Here is a 16,084-nt window from a genome sequence, read left to right as displayed (position 1 = left end):
CTCCAGATTTGAAAAACAGTAAGCGGTCGGTGATCCGACCTGTCTAGGGGTCAATGACAGGGCTCTACTTCAATCAATTGGGGCTGCCGAGCATAGCCAGTGGGAATACCATCGAGGCCGGGCAATGACTCGCTGGACATGAGGGTGGTGATCTCCTTCACACTGATGATGTGCTCTCCTTGCAAGTCCTCCAGCCGCAACTGCCCGCTGATCAACTCGTCGACCTTCTTTCTGCTTTTCAACCTACTGAACAGGAATGACGAGACCTGGTTGCCGAGACGAAGCTGCTCACGCTCATCGAGCTGGAGCATCACTGGACGAATGCCATTGTTGAGGGCGAGTCGATCCAGCAACTGCGCCCTACGAGGAGTCGCCATCACCGCTGAAGCTGATTGATAAAGCGTGGCGTTCTGGCAAACCTCGTTCAGCTGATGGAAAAGCGACGTCTCCTCATACACGATTTCAAGTTCGTGCCGGTCGCTCACCAGCAGTTGCATACCATCAGTCTTGGGGGACTCTGCCTGGCTATTGGTATTAAGCAAGACCTTGCATTCCGAGATCAGCTTAGTCAGTGCCTGCAAATCACCGATGTACATGTCCATTTTCGTGACGACACCTTCCTGGTCTGCTTCAAGCTTGCGGATCGCGACGTTGATCCGCTTCAACTCCCGATCATTGAAAGGCTTACCTACTTGAGCGCAGTCGAACTTCTCGTTCCGGAGATCTTGAAGGCGCGACCGATAGTCAGAAAGCTTTTGATCAATGTCGGCATAGCTTTGCCAGTTGAGGTTTACAGTTAGAGAAATTTCATTCCACAAAGCAGCCAGTCCACCCAAGAACACAGGGCCAGTAACGAAGTGCCGGCACCGTGGGCAATTTTGCAGTCCCAGATGCCCGGCCTGGACAGGCAACCACTGCTTGCCTGTCGATTCACCACCATCGCCACAACGAGCGCCGGCATAAGGACACATGCCGTAGTCCCTTACCAACTGAGTACCGCTGTTACCGGCAAGTAGAGCTTCAAGTGCTTCCTTGGTGCTGCCAACCATCTGATGCTGGAGCTCATCCAACCGCTTCTGTTCCACCATGATCTGCATATCGGTTGCATCGTCTTGCAACGCCCGCTTCTCTCCTTCCGTCATAGCCTGACGGACTGACGCAGATCCGACTTTCACGTAATAAATCGTCATCACGATCGAAGCATGGCCAACGATCTTCATGATGATCTCTACGGGCATGCCGAACTTCATTACATAGGCGGTGATCAAACTGACTCGCATCGAGTGAGTCGTAAACTCCGAGGAGTACCGAGTCAGAGTCGACTTAGCGACGCGATCCGACCTTTCATAGGTGTCATCGAATGACGCCAGGACAAGGTCATCAGGCTGGATATTATAGAGCGTTGCAGCCAATCGGCTGGCAACACCACCCGCATAAACTGGGGGCTTATCTTCACCAAACGCCCTAAATAGAAAACACGCATCCGGTTTCTTCTTAAGTTTGATTTTGCTGAAGTTACAACGACTGGCGCAATCTACCCAACGTGTCCGCTTAAGAACAGGATTGTACTTCTTCTGCCACTCACGCAGTACCGTTAACCAGTACACAAGCGGCTGAGGAATCCAAGGTACGTCATAGCCTCCCCCATCGTAGCTAGTCTTGTTGGACGTGAAATGCATCCCCCAATTCCCTTTTTCATCATGAGAAACAAAGGCCTGCTGAAGCTCTTTTTCAGCCATCGGGCTGGTATTTAGCACCCATTGAGGCTCACCATTACTAATATCAACGATAAATTCATCAGCTTCTCCCGAATCGTTGTACATTACTTGACGCGCCCGGGCCGGAACGGACAACAGGGTGTACACCGCAATCCAATACATGGGAATCCAGAGATAATACTGATCTCCGCTTTTGCGGTAGACGCAGTTAGGATCATCAAAATCAATCATCGACTCGTCGACAGCTAAGTAATCTGAATCGAAACCATGGATATTGACAAGATCACGGAGTGTTTTGGCATGCGGCTGCACGATCCAATCTTTGGCTGCTTTGACGAACTGGTACGCTAGAGGTGGCTTTGTGGACTCAGATGGCCTATGGAACTCACCATTGTACTTAATTGCTGCCAATGGATTTGCGGCATCTGCAGTTCTATAGATTTTCCCACTCTCATCTTCATCAAAGAAATGACGTTTCAAGGCATCATTTAGGTACTCTTGGATTTCGTACCAAGTGCGCCTACAACTCGCAGGCTTTCCCTGAGAAGCGATAAATTTCTCAAATTGTACGGTATCGACACGCTTTAGCTGGAGGAAATCCTGTACGGTAGCGCCATACCCATTAGGCTCAATGTAATAACGAATGAATTTACATACGGAATACTCCCGGGTACCTACAGCCGGCAACCGTTCAAGCCAATAGGCCACGTCAGCAATCCAACCTGCGCTTTGCTTAGAGACGAACGTGAGCAAGTTAGGTAGATCTCTGCTCAGAAAATCATAGACACTCACCCACTCTTTGTAATGAAGCTCAGGCCTGTTAACCATTCTAGAATCACCAAGCTTTCTCGCTAACTTCCTATAGTCTTTCAACGTTTTACAATCATGGCTCTGCGCAATTGATTGAAGCTCCTGATATGAATAAGGCGTAATGAATCCACAGGCATCGTACCAATCCACCCACTCATCTGAGAAAAGCACTTCCGGATTCTCAGGCAACACTGGGAATCTACTTCTGGCCTCAAGATAAGCGTCTTGGGTCTTCACTCCCAAGAGTTTGATAGCGAGCTTGAGATCGGCCAGCGTTTCATAAATCTCTGGCAGCAAAAAAGCAGGCCAGCCAGGAAAGTCAGGATATTTCTTGATCGGATCGGCGGGAAGGCGAGTGTCCACTTTATAGCCAACCCTATAGGCTGAGTACCCATCAAAACGATACGGCAACACCACAGCCTTTGCTTCTTGCCAGGTCTTGCACGCGAAGCGCGCACGACCAACCATCGCCTTTCCCCAGCCCGGCCAGTCCTCTAGATAAACTCGCTCCGGCCAAACTGGCAGGCGAGCGTCTTCGACACGCCGCTCCATGTACTCACTCTGGGTTTTAATACCCAAGTACGAAACAGCCGCCGAGAACTCTTCCCAAGTTGCATAAACATTACTTTCCTCTGCTAACTTAACCCCATTCAACTTATCTGCCATCTGAAGAAAGTGCGGCCAACCTCTCCACTCATTGCGATAACGCTTTAGAGGACTAGCAATCAGCTTAGGATCCTTCTTTCGGTTCCTACGGTAAGCGTCAGGACTGATAATTCCCAAGCGCTTTGCTGCATCCGATGCTTCTTGATAAGTTTCGTAGGGTGCATCTCCAATACCCAGAAACACTTCATAGCCTGGAAACTCTTTATAGTGGTTTTCAGGGGTGTAGGGTAATCGCGGATCGATCTTGGTAGCCTTAATATAACTCGCCCGACTTTTTACACTCAAGGAGCGTGCAGCCTCTTGAGCCTGTTCTAAGGTCGCATAGAACTCAGGTCTGCCCGTAAAATGGTTCCAACTCAAAAACTCGGTACCGTAATGAACATCTGGATCCCAAGGCAACATGGGATGATCTTTGCGAAACCGATTATATTCAGACTTAAGTAAAATTTTATTATCAATGATCAACTCTCTTGCTTCTTCGTAGCTATAGAACACCTGTGAAACTCTGCGAGGGCGTTGGGGATAGCTCTTACTTGATGCCTGCTCGACGTTGGCATCTCCAACAATCTCACCGTCGGGCATAATAGTATCAACAGCAACAATGGCGCCGCCCCGTTTATATCGTACTTTTACTGATTTCCCGTTTTCGCCAAGAACCCTGGGAGATGCAACCCTTTTAGCCATGAAGTAGTACCTAAGGTGTGGTTTTCCTAAAAAAGTACTAAGTCGCCGAGAAGATGTCACTCGAAACAGGCAAAAGTTGGCCGGCCAGATCCCATTAAAAACTGATCAATAGTTGATCAACTTCCGACTCAATTCAAAATTGAGCTGGCGAGATTTGAATCTGATGGTAATAACACTGAATTTCGTCCGCAGATTTTCATGTAGCAGCGCTCAATTCTGAATTGAAGGCCGAGAATGGAGGTTTTGGAGGCTGTTTTTAAATTGAAGATAATGATGGTTTTGTGACAGCCATCACATTTTTGACATGCATCCCTGAGGCGATCCAGCTGCACCCAGCACCGCCGGAAGGTGGGCTGAGAGCTGATGGATTACTGGGGTGTCTCGCGGAAAGGTCAGTTTCTGCTCGGCTCGAATGTGCCAAGCGGCGCCTGGAGTCAGCGCTTATGCGCCATTGCGCTCGGCTTCTTCGAAGGCTTTGCGAACATCGTCGGCGTCAGGCTGCGTATAGACTTTGTATGAATTCGGATTTTTATGGTGCATGGCTTTTTGGATGATATTCGGCTTAACACCCTTCTCGATCATGCGATATCCGTAAGCATGGCGGTGACCGTGCTCGGTTGTACCCAGTTTTTTCCTGTGGACAAGCCCGATTCTATTCACCGCGTCACAGTGTTGCCGATTGAAGTTCTTCAGCGTTTCGGGACGACCATGAGTGTTAGTGAACGCATATGGGTGATCATCGTCAGGTTCTGGGTCTACCCGCTGATGCTGCAAGTACATGATGAAGTTATACAAGAAGTCCTTCGATGCTTCAGGAGGGCAGAAATGTACTTCTACATAATCCTCAGTAAGCATCGGCGACTTCCAGCCAGCATGGAGCGCGTTTGACGTTGGATACTTATGCCTAGGCTGCATGCTATACCGTCGATTCAGATAATCTTGGCGATTCGTATAGCCTTCTTCAGGTGCTCTGCCCAAAGACGGATGACTGATCCGAACCACCGCCTCATTCAGCTTGCGGTCGATAATGATATCTTGCAGATACGTGTGAAAAATCTCACTCTTCCTAAGGCCACCGTAGTGCATCAGTATCGTCATCGCCCTACCTTTGTAGTCAATAAAGGCATGCTCTGTAGCGTTGGGATCGCTACACGACCTCGTCCAACCGTTGGTAAGCAGATTATGGAACTCACGCTCAGGAAACCGCTTGGTAATTTTCTGTGACATCGGTATATCAGGCCCTCGCACAGTGCGCACCAATTTCAATTTCCTGGCTGCCTCGTCGGGATTGCGAAGGTGAGCCAGGAAAACATTAGCTTCCTTGTGATAGTAGGCACACCAGTTCATACGCTCCTCAAGTGAGGTAGCAGTACGAAATGGATTGAGTCGGGGCTGACCAAACTCGGGCTGTTCGGCGAGCCAGTCTGTGTAGGCGGTAACATGGCCTATCATTGTACGTGCATCAGTTGCGGAACGCGTTAACCAATAAAGCCCACTAGGATCTCGCTGCGTATCGATATCAATAGTCCCGTATTCGACAGCGACCGCAAAAGACTTGAGCAATTCAGTAGCTTTTTCGAACACGCCTTCATTAGCTTGAATGTACTTAACCAGCATTCGAATCGCGTAAATGTTCCTCGTTCGCCATTCTTCACTTTTCCTATAGTAATCCGGATCAGCCAAGAATCGTAAATGAGATATTAAAATACCATCTTGAGTGAGCAACGCAGGGAGCTGACGCTCCTTGCCGGTACTGTCATTCCTATATAGTGTTTTGATTTTCCTTACAAACGCCATGCTTTTTCCGTCGCAGGATATAAAACTTTCACGAGCACATCGCTACCATCGATTTTTTAGAAATAGCAAAAATACATGAGCGCCGCCAACCAAGAATGCAAAATTTGGCCGGCCATATTAGAGACAATAAGCCCCTTAATACTGCCTAAATTTAAAATTGGGATGTGAGGGTGTTCGTTTTAGCGCGAAAATTCAAAATCATGGTGGTCAAATTTGAAATGCGAGAGGGCTAGGGGGCTTTTCGTGCGCAGAATTCACGTAGCGAACGCTAATTCAGAATTGGAGATTTCTGCGATTTCTGTGAACTGCATCACATTATGTGGAGGGGCGTGACGTTTTTGCGCTCACGCCCGACGCCATGTCGGCCTGTCAAATCGAGGCTAATGCAGCATCGAGCGCTATGGCTAAGCTGGCTGCCAGAAGCGGCAACTGAAGTTATTCAGCGTCCCACTATAGGGATCTGGTTTAGCATCAAGGGCTTCAGGGATGTCGTGTCCAGTTCCACCCTGGCGGAAGAAATCCCTAACAGCGCACAATGCCTGTCCCTTCAAGTATTCCCATTGGCGGTACAGTTCATCTTGGTGATCACGTGCTGCCTTGGCTTTGCTGGGCTTACGTTTAGAAAGGGGCTGTGAGTAATCCGGTAGCGGTGAATAGGCGTAGATAAACGTGATCTGTCCCCTCGCCCAATCTGATGCTGGGGAAGACCGCCAACTATAATCAATGCTGACGGTTAACCGATTACTGAGATGAAAGGGCGATCTCATTTGGTCATCAATTCGAAACAGCTGCCCTTCTTCCTGTTCTGTTTCAACGCGATCTTTCATTGCAGCTACAGCATGGGCCAGGTCTCGACCGGCGTGTAACAGATCGGCCTTGGTTTGCTCGCGTTTTGCAAAAGCCTTGGCTTTGTTGTGTGCGGCCATAGCACGCTCGAACGCCCCTAGTTCGGAACCCACATGCTCCCCGCACTCCCTGAGGCCAAACTCATAGAGTGGAGAAATGCGCTCTTCCATCACACATCTGTCAATTGCCGAGTCAAGAGCCCGCATGTCCACAGCGCTGATCGCTCTCTGCTGATCTTGCGGCAAGTTTATGTAGGTCATAGCTAGTACTTTCCTTATCTACTATCTTGCCCCTTTCCCCGGCCAACCTGAACAAGGCAACGCTTGGGTCAACGCCAATGAAGGGGATGGATCAAATCCCGCAATCGATACGGTCAGTGTCTCTGAGCACAAATCGTCGAATAGGCGCATCGATTGCAGTGCTTGCCTCGGCTCGCTTTACGCTCACCAGCACGCAATGCCGCGATCGCCTTAAACACACTGGTACTGCTCGCTCTTGCAGACGGAACTGCGTCTTCAGAAAGGCCCGTGACGAGCGAATGAATAGACATTCGGTTGCAGCGTCTGCCTCCCAGGTTCTCCAGGATGGGTCGAACATTTCGCGCTACGGTACTCAGGCCTACCCCCGTGCGCAGCCAGATCACATCACCACTCGCATCACGAAGCATCCAGGGCATGGTTATGGCCTGGCCATTCACGCTGGCAGTCGTTTCGGGAACGTAAGACGCGCTGCCCGGCTGCCATGCAGCACCTCGATTGAAGGCGATCCAGGCATGCTCAATCAGCATTTTGTCCTCCTCCAATGTCGGCAACGGCTTCTCGCCCCACGCTTGCAGGAAGGCATCATCGGTCTTCATTCCATCGCGGTAGACGTACTCAAGCCCTGCCAGCACTGCTCGACGAGCCCGAATTGAGACATCCAACTCCTGCTCGATCGGAAGGCCCAATTCGTGGGCATAGTGATATTGCAGGGAGCAGGTCATGAATCCATCAAGGACGGCGTAGGTCATCGCCACGGGTGGTGTCATGGATACGCGCGAGACAGGCGCCGCTACTGGAACAGAGGCTCGCGCGACACTGGCAGGGATGGCTGAAGGATCACACAAGGGGTCGGGAATCGTCGCTGCGTCAGTGCCGCCGTAGACCTTCAACCGATCTTTCGCCCTGGACAGGCCAACGTACAACAAATTGTTCCGCTCGATTGCCTCACCTTGGAGCCGCAGGGCTTGCGTGCTGTGCAACGCTTCAGGGGGCAGCAGCAACGCCTGGCGCTCATCAAAACGTGGCGGTGCCTCTGCGCCAAACTTGCTCTTTTCCACGTTGGCCATGTGCACGACGTCGAACTCAAGCCCTTTGCTGCCATGGACGGTCATGAGCCTCACAGCGTCGATCGCAGCCGCCTCGGGTGGAAGCGCGCGCTCCGCCGAGCGTTGCCCGATGTAGCGCCGAAAATCTTCTCTGACCAAAAACTTCGATAACGTCGCCTGGCTACCTACGCCATCGCTGTTGCGAACCCCGTAGAGGAATTGCCACAACGCCAGGCGATTGATCTGCGCCGCAGCAGACTGGTCAGCCAGCGACTCCAACCCAAAGCCTTTTTCAAACAGGAGGTCACAGACAAACACCCAAGGGCGAGAGCTTCGCGTTGCACCTTCCAACAAATCACTCAATTCCTGGACAACCTGCTGCCCTTGCGCCGAGAGGCCTGCAGTGGGACGGCTCAGCCAACGACCACGCTGGTGGTTGAAACCGATCTTAGACTGGTTCGTCAGCGCCTCGATGTCTGCCGCCGGCATCCTCAAGTTTGCACGCCCGAACAAGCCGAGGAGCGCTCCAGGCGAACGCTGCGTCAGCAGTTGCATCAGGCACATGAATTCTTTGACTTCAGCCCTCTGATTCAACTCACCCAGGTGCAACACAGGAATGCCAGCCGCCTCGATGTCTTGAGCAAGCTTGTCTACTTGGGCATTCGTTGAGCTGATGATGCCCTGACTGCCGTACGAGTGCCCCGCCGCTCGACACTGAGTAATCTCGCCGACGATGACACTGCTCTGAGCATCCCTTTGGGTGTGGAATAAAGCTGGCATGACCCCGCTCACGGAGCGAGAAGGTGATACAGGATCCAGAGGCACGAATGGCTGCAACACATGGTAGGTTCCAGCCCGCTCAACCAGACGAAGAATCTCTGGAGAGCTGCGCCGGTTGATGTCCAAGCTGTACCGCCTGATAGAGGCGGCCTGTCCTCTAGCAACGTACGCCTCGTCAAACTTGAGCAAACTTTGGATCGACGCACCACGCCAGTGATGAATAGCCTGACGAATATCACCGACCACCCACAGGTAACGTTGCGGCGATCCGATCTTTTTGACGAACTCGATCATCACATGATTGACGTCCTGGTACTCATCTACCAAGACGTGATCGTACTGTTCTAGGAAGGCAGCCAGGGACGCACGATCATCACGAGCCTGTACAGTGGGTCGAACCAGAAGGTCTGCATAGTCCACCCACCCTTCCCGCCGTAGTACGGCTTCGTAGGCCCTGTAGAGGGTCACTATGTCGTTCCGCTCTCGCTCGACATCGGGCTGAACCGCCGGCAATGCTCGAACGATCGCAGCGTATTCGTCCGGGGTGACCAATTCTTCTTTGAGACGATGGATGATCCTCAACACATCAGGCAACCAGTCATACGGGTTGCTCAACCTGAAGAAATATTCGAGCTGCAGGGTGGGCAATTCTTCGACCATCATTCTGACTTGCTGCAGCGCGTCAGCAATCTTGATCTGAGGTGTCAGACCGAAGAGAAGGTGGTGCTTTCGCAGGAGCTCAAGCCCAAACGAATGGAAGGTGCCAGCCCATACCTGTGAAGCATTCGGAACATTGGCTGCGGTCAGTCGCTCGACAAGCTCCTGGGCGGCACGGTTGGTAAAGGTCATCACCAAAATTCTATTGGCGGGAACCCCAATGGCGATCAAATGGGCCACTCGGTGTACCAACGTCGTGGTCTTACCGGTTCCTGGGCCCGCAACCACATTGACGAACTTCTCCGGAGCCTCAGCCGCAAGACGCTGGGCATCGCTTGGGGGATGTGCAGGCGCCGGAGGAACTGGAGGGACATCTGGGAGCAGCAGCGCATCAGCCAGTTGCTGCCTTACGACTTCTAGCGGCAGCAGAAAATGCGACGCTATCGATCGAGAACGCCATCTAGCTGACCACAATGCCCTGGCCGTCGTCCTAGGTAGCAACAGTTCTCGCGCAAAAACGTTTGCTTGGAGCTCGTTGCGCTCCCATGCACCATACCCTTCCACCACCGCACTTCCGGGACTAGTGCTGCTGGGGGTGCTAGCAGCGGTGGTTGTATCAGCTTCATCGTCGGGGTCTGCGATGAAAGACACGGTAGAGGTACCTGGAGCAGGTTGGGGTGAGTCGAGATACCAATGGCCCAGTTCGTGAGCCAACAGATAAGCCTTCGCCTCCTGTCGAACGTCATCACGAATCAGGATCGTGCGCATCGACCGCTGCAGTAGCGCATCTGCCCCGCCCAATGCATAGTCATCGGGTGACACCCACTCGATCGCAATGCCTAACGTCGCTTCAGCAACGTCAATCAGTTGCTGGCTGGTCGGATACTGTTCACCGCACGCAGCGATGAGTTTCGCCCGTGCATTGATAGCCTGAATTCGTGCACGGTCGAAAGGATTCATATCAGTCCCCTAAGCCCAACAGTTGCGCCTCTTCGTCATGAGGTAAGTGGAGCGCTTTCACCGCCTCCTCCCAAGAAACAGGCTCTGTTAGCACTCTTGGTTGGCCGTTGGGCGCCTTAAAGGAAGGTGCCGCTAGCTGACGGAAATTCAGACTCACCGCTTCATTCATCGCTTCTGGCGAAACCTGGAAGTACTCGGCGACATCTCTCATCAAGACTCCCGGTGCACGAACTATCCCAACCAGCACCTCGTTGACCAATCTTCGCTTGCCGGGAAGGCCCAGGTGATTGGCCAGCTCATTGGCTTTAGGGCCTACAAAGCCTGCAATCGCGGCTTGAGCACGTACCACTTCAGCTGGATCAGCGATTACTCGGGCAGCGGTAGTAGCGACTGCTTGGGCAGTGGTAGAGACTGCCTGGGCTTGTGGGCAATGAGAAAGCTCCTCAGCCAATAGCCCACCGACGATTTGAGAAGCAGACCGTCCGTATTCTTTCGCGGTCAACTTGAGCTCCAGACTGAGCTTGCGATCAAGTCGGGCCATCCATTGTTCGGACTGGCCATCATAGCTCGCCACCTTCTGCTCATAGCCGTCGAGCACCTTTCTCCCGCTATGCTCTTCGATCGCATCCTCAAAACGCTCGTGGCCACGCTCGACCATCTCTCGAACGAGCACAGAGAATTTCTTACCCTGCTCCTCCGCAACGGCCTTAAGCACTTCATGCATCGCTACCGGCACATACACGCCTACCGTCTGCAATGTGCCCTTGGTGCTAGACACGGATGCAGATCGCGGCGCCTGCGATGCACGAGGCAAAGCGGGTTCGTAATGACTGCGCATAGACACCTCCTGTGGCGACGCTTGGGTTTGTAGACCTTCGGGAATCACGGGCCCGGGTTCGTCCTGCCCTGGCTCACCCTGCTGCTGTTGCTTCTGGCGCTGTTTCGGTTGTTTCGGCTGTTTCGGTGCATCGTGAAGCGATGATGTTGTTGAGCGATCCATGGTCGGCGGAACCACCATGTTGGCAGTCAGGTCGGCCATGACCTGCTTGGCCAGAAGATCTGGGGTCGCCGCCTGCACCTCCAGGATCTGTCCCTCCGGCATCGCAACCGTACACCGACAAACGCCCCCTACCACCTGAAAATCCGCCGTCGCAGACACCCATCCCAGGTAATCCGACCACGCCCTAAGCGGAGCGCTGAGGGCTGGAGACGGCAAATTGACATTACGTTTCATGGTAGACTCTGGGCATCTGGACGGAAGCAGTGGCGCGCTAAAAGGCGCCTGTATATCATCTTTATATCACTTGCGATGGTAGGGACACAATTGATCGACGCTCATTTTTCCAAGGCTATCCGAGGTTCAGTGAGCCAATGGATGCACGATAACTCGCTCGAATCCTGCCTCGCAGCGCTCGACAACCCAGTGGATCTTGGCGCCTACCTGCTACCCCAGGTCATCGCTGCTCTCACCGCTGTGGGCGTCGATCTGTACGACGTCCAGCGCAGTGCTTGGACGAATCCGTTGATTCATCTGCGCGCTGTTTTTGACATTCACGATCTGCCAGATACGCCAACTGCGTTCATCCCCGTGCCTGACGTTGCCAGCACCGTCGCTGCCAGGGCCAGTGCAGTGGTCTGCCTCGCCGCGCTCAATTCGGACACCATTTCATATGGCTCCGAGAATGACGGCCACCTGTTCGTGAACTTGGTGGTGCTTCCGGGCGACGGTGACTTCGCTGACAAATCAAAGAGCAATATGCGCGGCCACACCGACGGCGTGTCGTTCCCGGTTCGCGGACAGCCGCATGAGTTTGACCAGCGCGTAGCACCCTCCCCTGACTTCGTTTGCCTGAGCGGTCTTCGTAATCCCAACAGCACTGCCACCACGGTCATGCCCCTCTCTGCAGTCCTGCAGAAGCTGACGGACGAGGAGATCGAAGAGCTCACGAAGCCTCAGTACATCCTCCGCCCCCAAAAAACTTTCAAGGTTGGGCTGCGCAAGCTCTTGGGCAAGGACAGTCCTCTGCTGGAGGTAATGGTGGACATCCAGCTGCTGTTCGAAACCCAGGATGGACACTGGATTCGCTACAGCCACAGTGCGGCAGATACCGATTTTGACTCTGAGCTTGCGAGCCAAGCGATCAAGAGTTTCGAGCAGGCCTGTCAGGAATGCTCCGCGTCGGTGGTCATCGCACCTGGCGATATCCTGCTCGTGAACAATCGCGTTGGACTGCATGGGCGCGGCGTAGTGGGTGGCAAGGCAGGTGGCGACTCACGGTGGCTGCTGCGTACCTACGGCCTGGATACCCGGGAGTTGCGGGCTGAACAGCGCTATCCCGACAGTACCTTCAAGCTCTACCCGTGATTTGGGCGGGATGCTGTATGTGGCATCCCGCACTACTTCCTAGCGCTGTACGAAATGTGTTCGAGCGAAGGCCAGACAAGGCGAAAACAGGCGACGAAGCGGAGTTTACTGGAGTAAATGAGCATCCGAGCGCGTGTTCAACGCAGCATGGGCGAGCTCGGATGCATTTCGTACAGAGCCTAGCGCTGGACGGTTTTTTCACTTAGCAAGATCAGTTCATGCCGACCGACTGACCATACGAGTTTCGTTCGTCGTTGTACGCGGTACAAAGCACGTGGATCACGCTTTGAGTATCTTCTTCAGTCCAATCTGGAGTCGGCTGCCATTTGGAGTCGTAGAGACCCATCAAGGCATCCTCTTGCCCCCAAAACGTGGAGAATATAACCGCACCGCTCGGGAATGGGATGAACTCATCCACAAGTAGCCCATGTTTGGACATATGACCATCGAATGTCGGAGCACCTTCAAAGTCGGGCACTTTGGAGATTGGTGTACCTATTTTGGCGAAGCATGCATTCCAAAGCACACCAGAAATGTCTGACTCATAATCATGGTCGAAGTACTGAGGGGCGACGCTATCGTTGCCCTTGGGAATTCGCAATCGATCACAAAGCATAAAAGCGAATGTTGGGCCCTGGGCAAACTGAGAATCTTTGAAGGCAGACCTTGCCTTCTTCATCAGCGTATTAATAACTAGCAAAAAAGAACGCGGATCGTATGAGCCATCATCAAACGGCGGTTTAAATGGAGCGATCTCCCTTTCTGCCATCGCGATTCTATTACCCTTCCGAAGCTGGTCTTCGATTTCGATATTCTGATTCATCGCGTCTTCATGCATCTGATCTGATCGAAGCGAAGCCTCCACCAGATCCAAAGATTTCAACTCAACATAGAACTCCTTTCCATTCGGCAGAGCGCAAACGAAGTCAGGCTTCGAATCTTTTTTCGCCACGATCCGCTTAGTCTTGAAGTGCTTGCTGAGCTTCGAATATACAAGTGCTTCGCCGTAGAACTCAAACATCTGCCTGAACCCTTGGCTATCGGACACATCCTTCACACGACCAAATGACAACTTCAGCTCATGAACAAGAGCCTTTAACTCATCATCCGCATATGATTCTTCTTCCAGCCTTTTCAAATGATCCCACGATATAGAGCTCAAACTGTGATCTGCCGAAAGCCTATGGAGCTGGTGGTGCCAGTAGAGATACTTATCATTTACAGGAAATACGCTCTCATGGGTGCGTTTGTAAGTTTCTTTCAGCTCAGCCGCTTGTTCAGGTTTGAGAGTTGTTTGGGAGGCAATATTTAGAAGATTTTGTAGCGAATTTAGGTCTGGCTTGAGGGATGGCAAATGCTGTTCTATCACTCGCGTTATAGCGTCGAGTCTTTCGTAAGCAAACTCAACCAAGTGGGTAGTGCGCTCTTCTCGCGGGAGAGTGCGCTGGTACATCAGAGCGTTGTGGAGAGCCAGGGACAGAGCTGATGCGCCTTCAGGTTGAGGGTGCTGGGCTTGCTGGGATTGTGAGGGCTGGTGAGCTTCTGGAGGGGTTGGGCTGAGCTTTATGGAGGCAGGCGTTAGCTCTCGGGGGTTCAGGTTCTGCTCTGGCAGCTGGGCCGGAGGAGTGCTAGATGATTCCATTCGGGGTAGCTCCTTGTAGGGGTTTCTGGACTTAGTACTTAGTACATAGTTTGTGGAGATTGGGTCAAGGCACCGGGAGACATCCTCTGTCGAAAACCTGGGTTAATGAGTGAACTGGTGGTTTTTTGGGCGTTTCGGGGGTAAGGGACTGCGGGGAAGGTCTAGATAGTATGAAAAATTACCGGTTGTAATGGCGCGGCATGCAGCAATCCGGCGGTAGGCGCATCAAACGCAGCCTGTTCATCGACGCCAGCGGCGTGCGCTTCATCCGTGACGACGAAGAAGAAAAGCTCTCGCAGGTGCACTTGCTCACCGACTACATGAGCCGCAAGAAAGCCGAACTCAAGGCGTGGAACGAGGCGCAGGGCAATGTCGCGGCGATGTCGGCCAATCGCCGGCGCATGACCAATATCGGCACGTTCCGCGCCTATGCGCTGGCGTATCTGAAGAGCCATCCGGAGATTCAGCCGAACATGACCTGCATGGTCCGGCAGATGCAGACCACCGCGCAGGGCATTCCGCTGGAGATCTACTGCTTCACCCGCACCACGGCGTGGGCCGATTACGAGCGGATTCAGGGGGATATTTTCGATTATCTGCTGGCGGTACTGCCGGAGTTCGGGCTGAGTCTGTATCAGCAGCCGAGTGGTGGGGATTTGCGTTCGGGGTTGTTGCCGGCGGTGCTCGGCGCGGCCAGCATTCCCGAGCCGCAGAAACACCTGATGTAACCCAAAGATCAATGTGGGAGCGAGCCTGCTCGCGAATGCAATGTGTCAGTCGCCCCATACTTATCTGACCCAGCGCCTTCGCGAGCAGGCTCGCTCCCACAGGGGTTACGCAGTGACCGGTTTTTTTCGGATGCCCAGTCGACTGATCCATACGGCAGCGAGGATGACGCTGCCGCCAAGGAACAACCGCCCCAGTTCCTCATGCTGATTCCAGATCAGCAGATTCAGCAGCAAGCCCACCGGCACATGCAGGTTGTTCATCACCGCCAGCGTGCCGCCGTTGACCATGCACGCACCCTTGTTCCACCAGTACATGCCCAGCGCGGTCGAGACCAGACCGAGGAACAGCAACACGCCCCACTGCAACGGCGCTTCCGGCAGGAAGTTGGCTTTGCCGAACATCAGGAATGCCGGCAGCACCACCGCCAGTGCGCCGAGGTAGAAGTAGCCGAAACGCCGGTAATGCGGCAGATCGCTCGGGTGTTTCGCCACCAGATGCTTGTACATCACCTGGCCTGCGGCGTAGGTGAAGTTGGCCAGTTGCAGCAGCAGGAAGCCGATGAAGAAGTCTGGACTGATGCTGTCGAAGCGAATCACCGCTGCCCCGCTCACCGCCACCAGCGCGGCGATCAGTGCCCACGGGTTGAAGCGGCGGTTCAGCGCATCTTCGATCAACGTCACGTGCAACGGCGTGAGGATGGTGAACAGCAACACCTCCGGCACCGTCAGCACGCGGAAGCTCAGGTACAAGCAGACGTAGGTCACGCCGAACTGCAACGCGCCGATCACCAGCATGCCGCGCATGAACGCAGGTTCCACCGAGCGCCAGCGGGTCAGCGGGATAAACACCAGACCGGCCAGCACCACACGTACCAGCACCGCGAAATAACTGTCGACATGACCGGCCAGGTATTCGCCGATCAGACTGAAGGAAAACGCCTGGATCAGCGTGACAAAAAGTAGATAGCCCATGCTCGCCCCTAATTTGAATGGCGGCGACGATAGCGGTTTTTGCGCAAGACCGCGAACCCACGGACAACGCCGATTCCTGTGGGAGCGAGCTTGCTCGCGAAGAGGCCGTGTCAGTAAACATCGTTGCTGAATGAAATATCGCTTTCGCGAGCA

Annotated in this window: 8 protein-coding genes and 1 pseudogene; 2 read left to right on the top strand and 7 right to left on the bottom strand. The window is 53.3% G+C overall.

Translation table 11 applies throughout. From position 1 onward, the window contains the following. Positions 1 to 50: 50 nt before the first annotated feature. The 5 genes from gmtZ to ACZZ0G_RS19465 form a co-directional block, all read right to left on the bottom strand. Complete coding sequence (gmtZ, locus tag ACZZ0G_RS19485) at positions 51 to 3,878, bottom strand: gamma-mobile-trio integrase GmtZ (protein WP_463557206.1); 3,828 nt, start codon at positions 3,876 to 3,878, stop codon at positions 51 to 53. A gap of 441 nt (positions 3,879 to 4,319) precedes the next feature. Beyond that, positions 4,320 to 5,675: a gamma-mobile-trio recombinase GmtY gene (gene gmtY / locus ACZZ0G_RS19480; protein ID WP_259198001.1), complete on the bottom strand. Its 1,356-nt coding sequence runs from the start codon at positions 5,673 to 5,675 to the stop codon at positions 4,320 to 4,322. Between the two features lie 404 nt (positions 5,676 to 6,079). Beyond that, positions 6,080 to 6,781 (bottom strand): Rossmann-fold NAD(P)-binding domain-containing protein, encoded by a 702-nt coding sequence (locus tag ACZZ0G_RS19475; protein WP_259198003.1) that lies wholly within the window; start codon positions 6,779 to 6,781, stop codon positions 6,080 to 6,082. A gap of 113 nt (positions 6,782 to 6,894) precedes the next feature. Further along, the gene (locus tag ACZZ0G_RS19470) at positions 6,895 to 10,224 is read right to left on the bottom strand and encodes a UvrD-helicase domain-containing protein (protein WP_463557205.1); all 3,330 of its coding nucleotides are present in this window, start codon (positions 10,222 to 10,224) and stop codon (positions 6,895 to 6,897) included. A gap of 1 nt (position 10,225) precedes the next feature. Further along, on the bottom strand, positions 10,226 to 11,458 hold the full coding sequence (locus tag ACZZ0G_RS19465) for a hypothetical protein (protein ID WP_259198007.1): 1,233 nt from the start codon (positions 11,456 to 11,458) through the stop codon (positions 10,226 to 10,228). Positions 11,459 to 11,599: 141 nt separating this feature from the next. On the opposite strand from ACZZ0G_RS19465, the gene ACZZ0G_RS19460 reads away from it, so the two are divergent. After that, complete coding sequence (locus ACZZ0G_RS19460) at positions 11,600 to 12,589, top strand: TauD/TfdA family dioxygenase (protein ID WP_463557204.1); 990 nt, start codon at positions 11,600 to 11,602, stop codon at positions 12,587 to 12,589. Between the two features lie 211 nt (positions 12,590 to 12,800). On the opposite strand, the gene ACZZ0G_RS19455 is transcribed toward ACZZ0G_RS19460, so the two are convergent. After that, positions 12,801 to 14,231 (bottom strand): hypothetical protein, encoded by a 1,431-nt coding sequence (locus tag ACZZ0G_RS19455; protein ID WP_463557203.1) that lies wholly within the window; start codon positions 14,229 to 14,231, stop codon positions 12,801 to 12,803. A gap of 191 nt (positions 14,232 to 14,422) precedes the next feature. Between ACZZ0G_RS19455 and ACZZ0G_RS19450 the strand changes: the two are divergent. Beyond that, positions 14,423 to 14,959 (top strand): annotated as a pseudogene (locus tag ACZZ0G_RS19450) (mechanosensitive ion channel family protein); the annotation flags it as partial. 105 nt (positions 14,960 to 15,064) lie between these two features. Here the strand turns inward: ACZZ0G_RS19450 and ACZZ0G_RS19445 are convergent. Then, a complete protein-coding gene (locus ACZZ0G_RS19445; RefSeq protein ID WP_463557202.1) occupies positions 15,065 to 15,931 on the bottom strand; it encodes a carboxylate/amino acid/amine transporter in 867 nt (288 codons plus the stop codon). Positions 15,932 to 16,084: the final 153 nt, after the last annotated feature.

It is taken from the genome of Pseudomonas sp. AC169 (assembly GCF_979258515.1).
The sequence above is the reverse complement of the archived record's forward strand: the minus strand, read 5'-3'. Positions and strand labels throughout refer to the sequence as shown.

Coding starts and splice junctions, on each gene's coding strand:
- gmtZ (WP_463557206.1), bottom strand. CDS start 3,878: ATGGCTAAAAGGGTTGCATCTCCCAGGGTTCTTGGCGAAAACGGGAAA.
- gmtY (WP_259198001.1), bottom strand. CDS start 5,675: ATGGCGTTTGTAAGGAAAATCAAAACACTATATAGGAATGACAGTACC.
- ACZZ0G_RS19475 (WP_259198003.1), bottom strand. CDS start 6,781: ATGACCTACATAAACTTGCCGCAAGATCAGCAGAGAGCGATCAGCGCT.
- ACZZ0G_RS19470 (WP_463557205.1), bottom strand. CDS start 10,224: ATGAATCCTTTCGACCGTGCACGAATTCAGGCTATCAATGCACGGGCG.
- ACZZ0G_RS19465 (WP_259198007.1), bottom strand. CDS start 11,458: ATGAAACGTAATGTCAATTTGCCGTCTCCAGCCCTCAGCGCTCCGCTT.
- ACZZ0G_RS19460 (WP_463557204.1), top strand. CDS start 11,600: ATGCACGATAACTCGCTCGAATCCTGCCTCGCAGCGCTCGACAACCCA.
- ACZZ0G_RS19455 (WP_463557203.1), bottom strand. CDS start 14,231: ATGGAATCATCTAGCACTCCTCCGGCCCAGCTGCCAGAGCAGAACCTG.
- ACZZ0G_RS19445 (WP_463557202.1), bottom strand. CDS start 15,931: ATGGGCTATCTACTTTTTGTCACGCTGATCCAGGCGTTTTCCTTCAGT.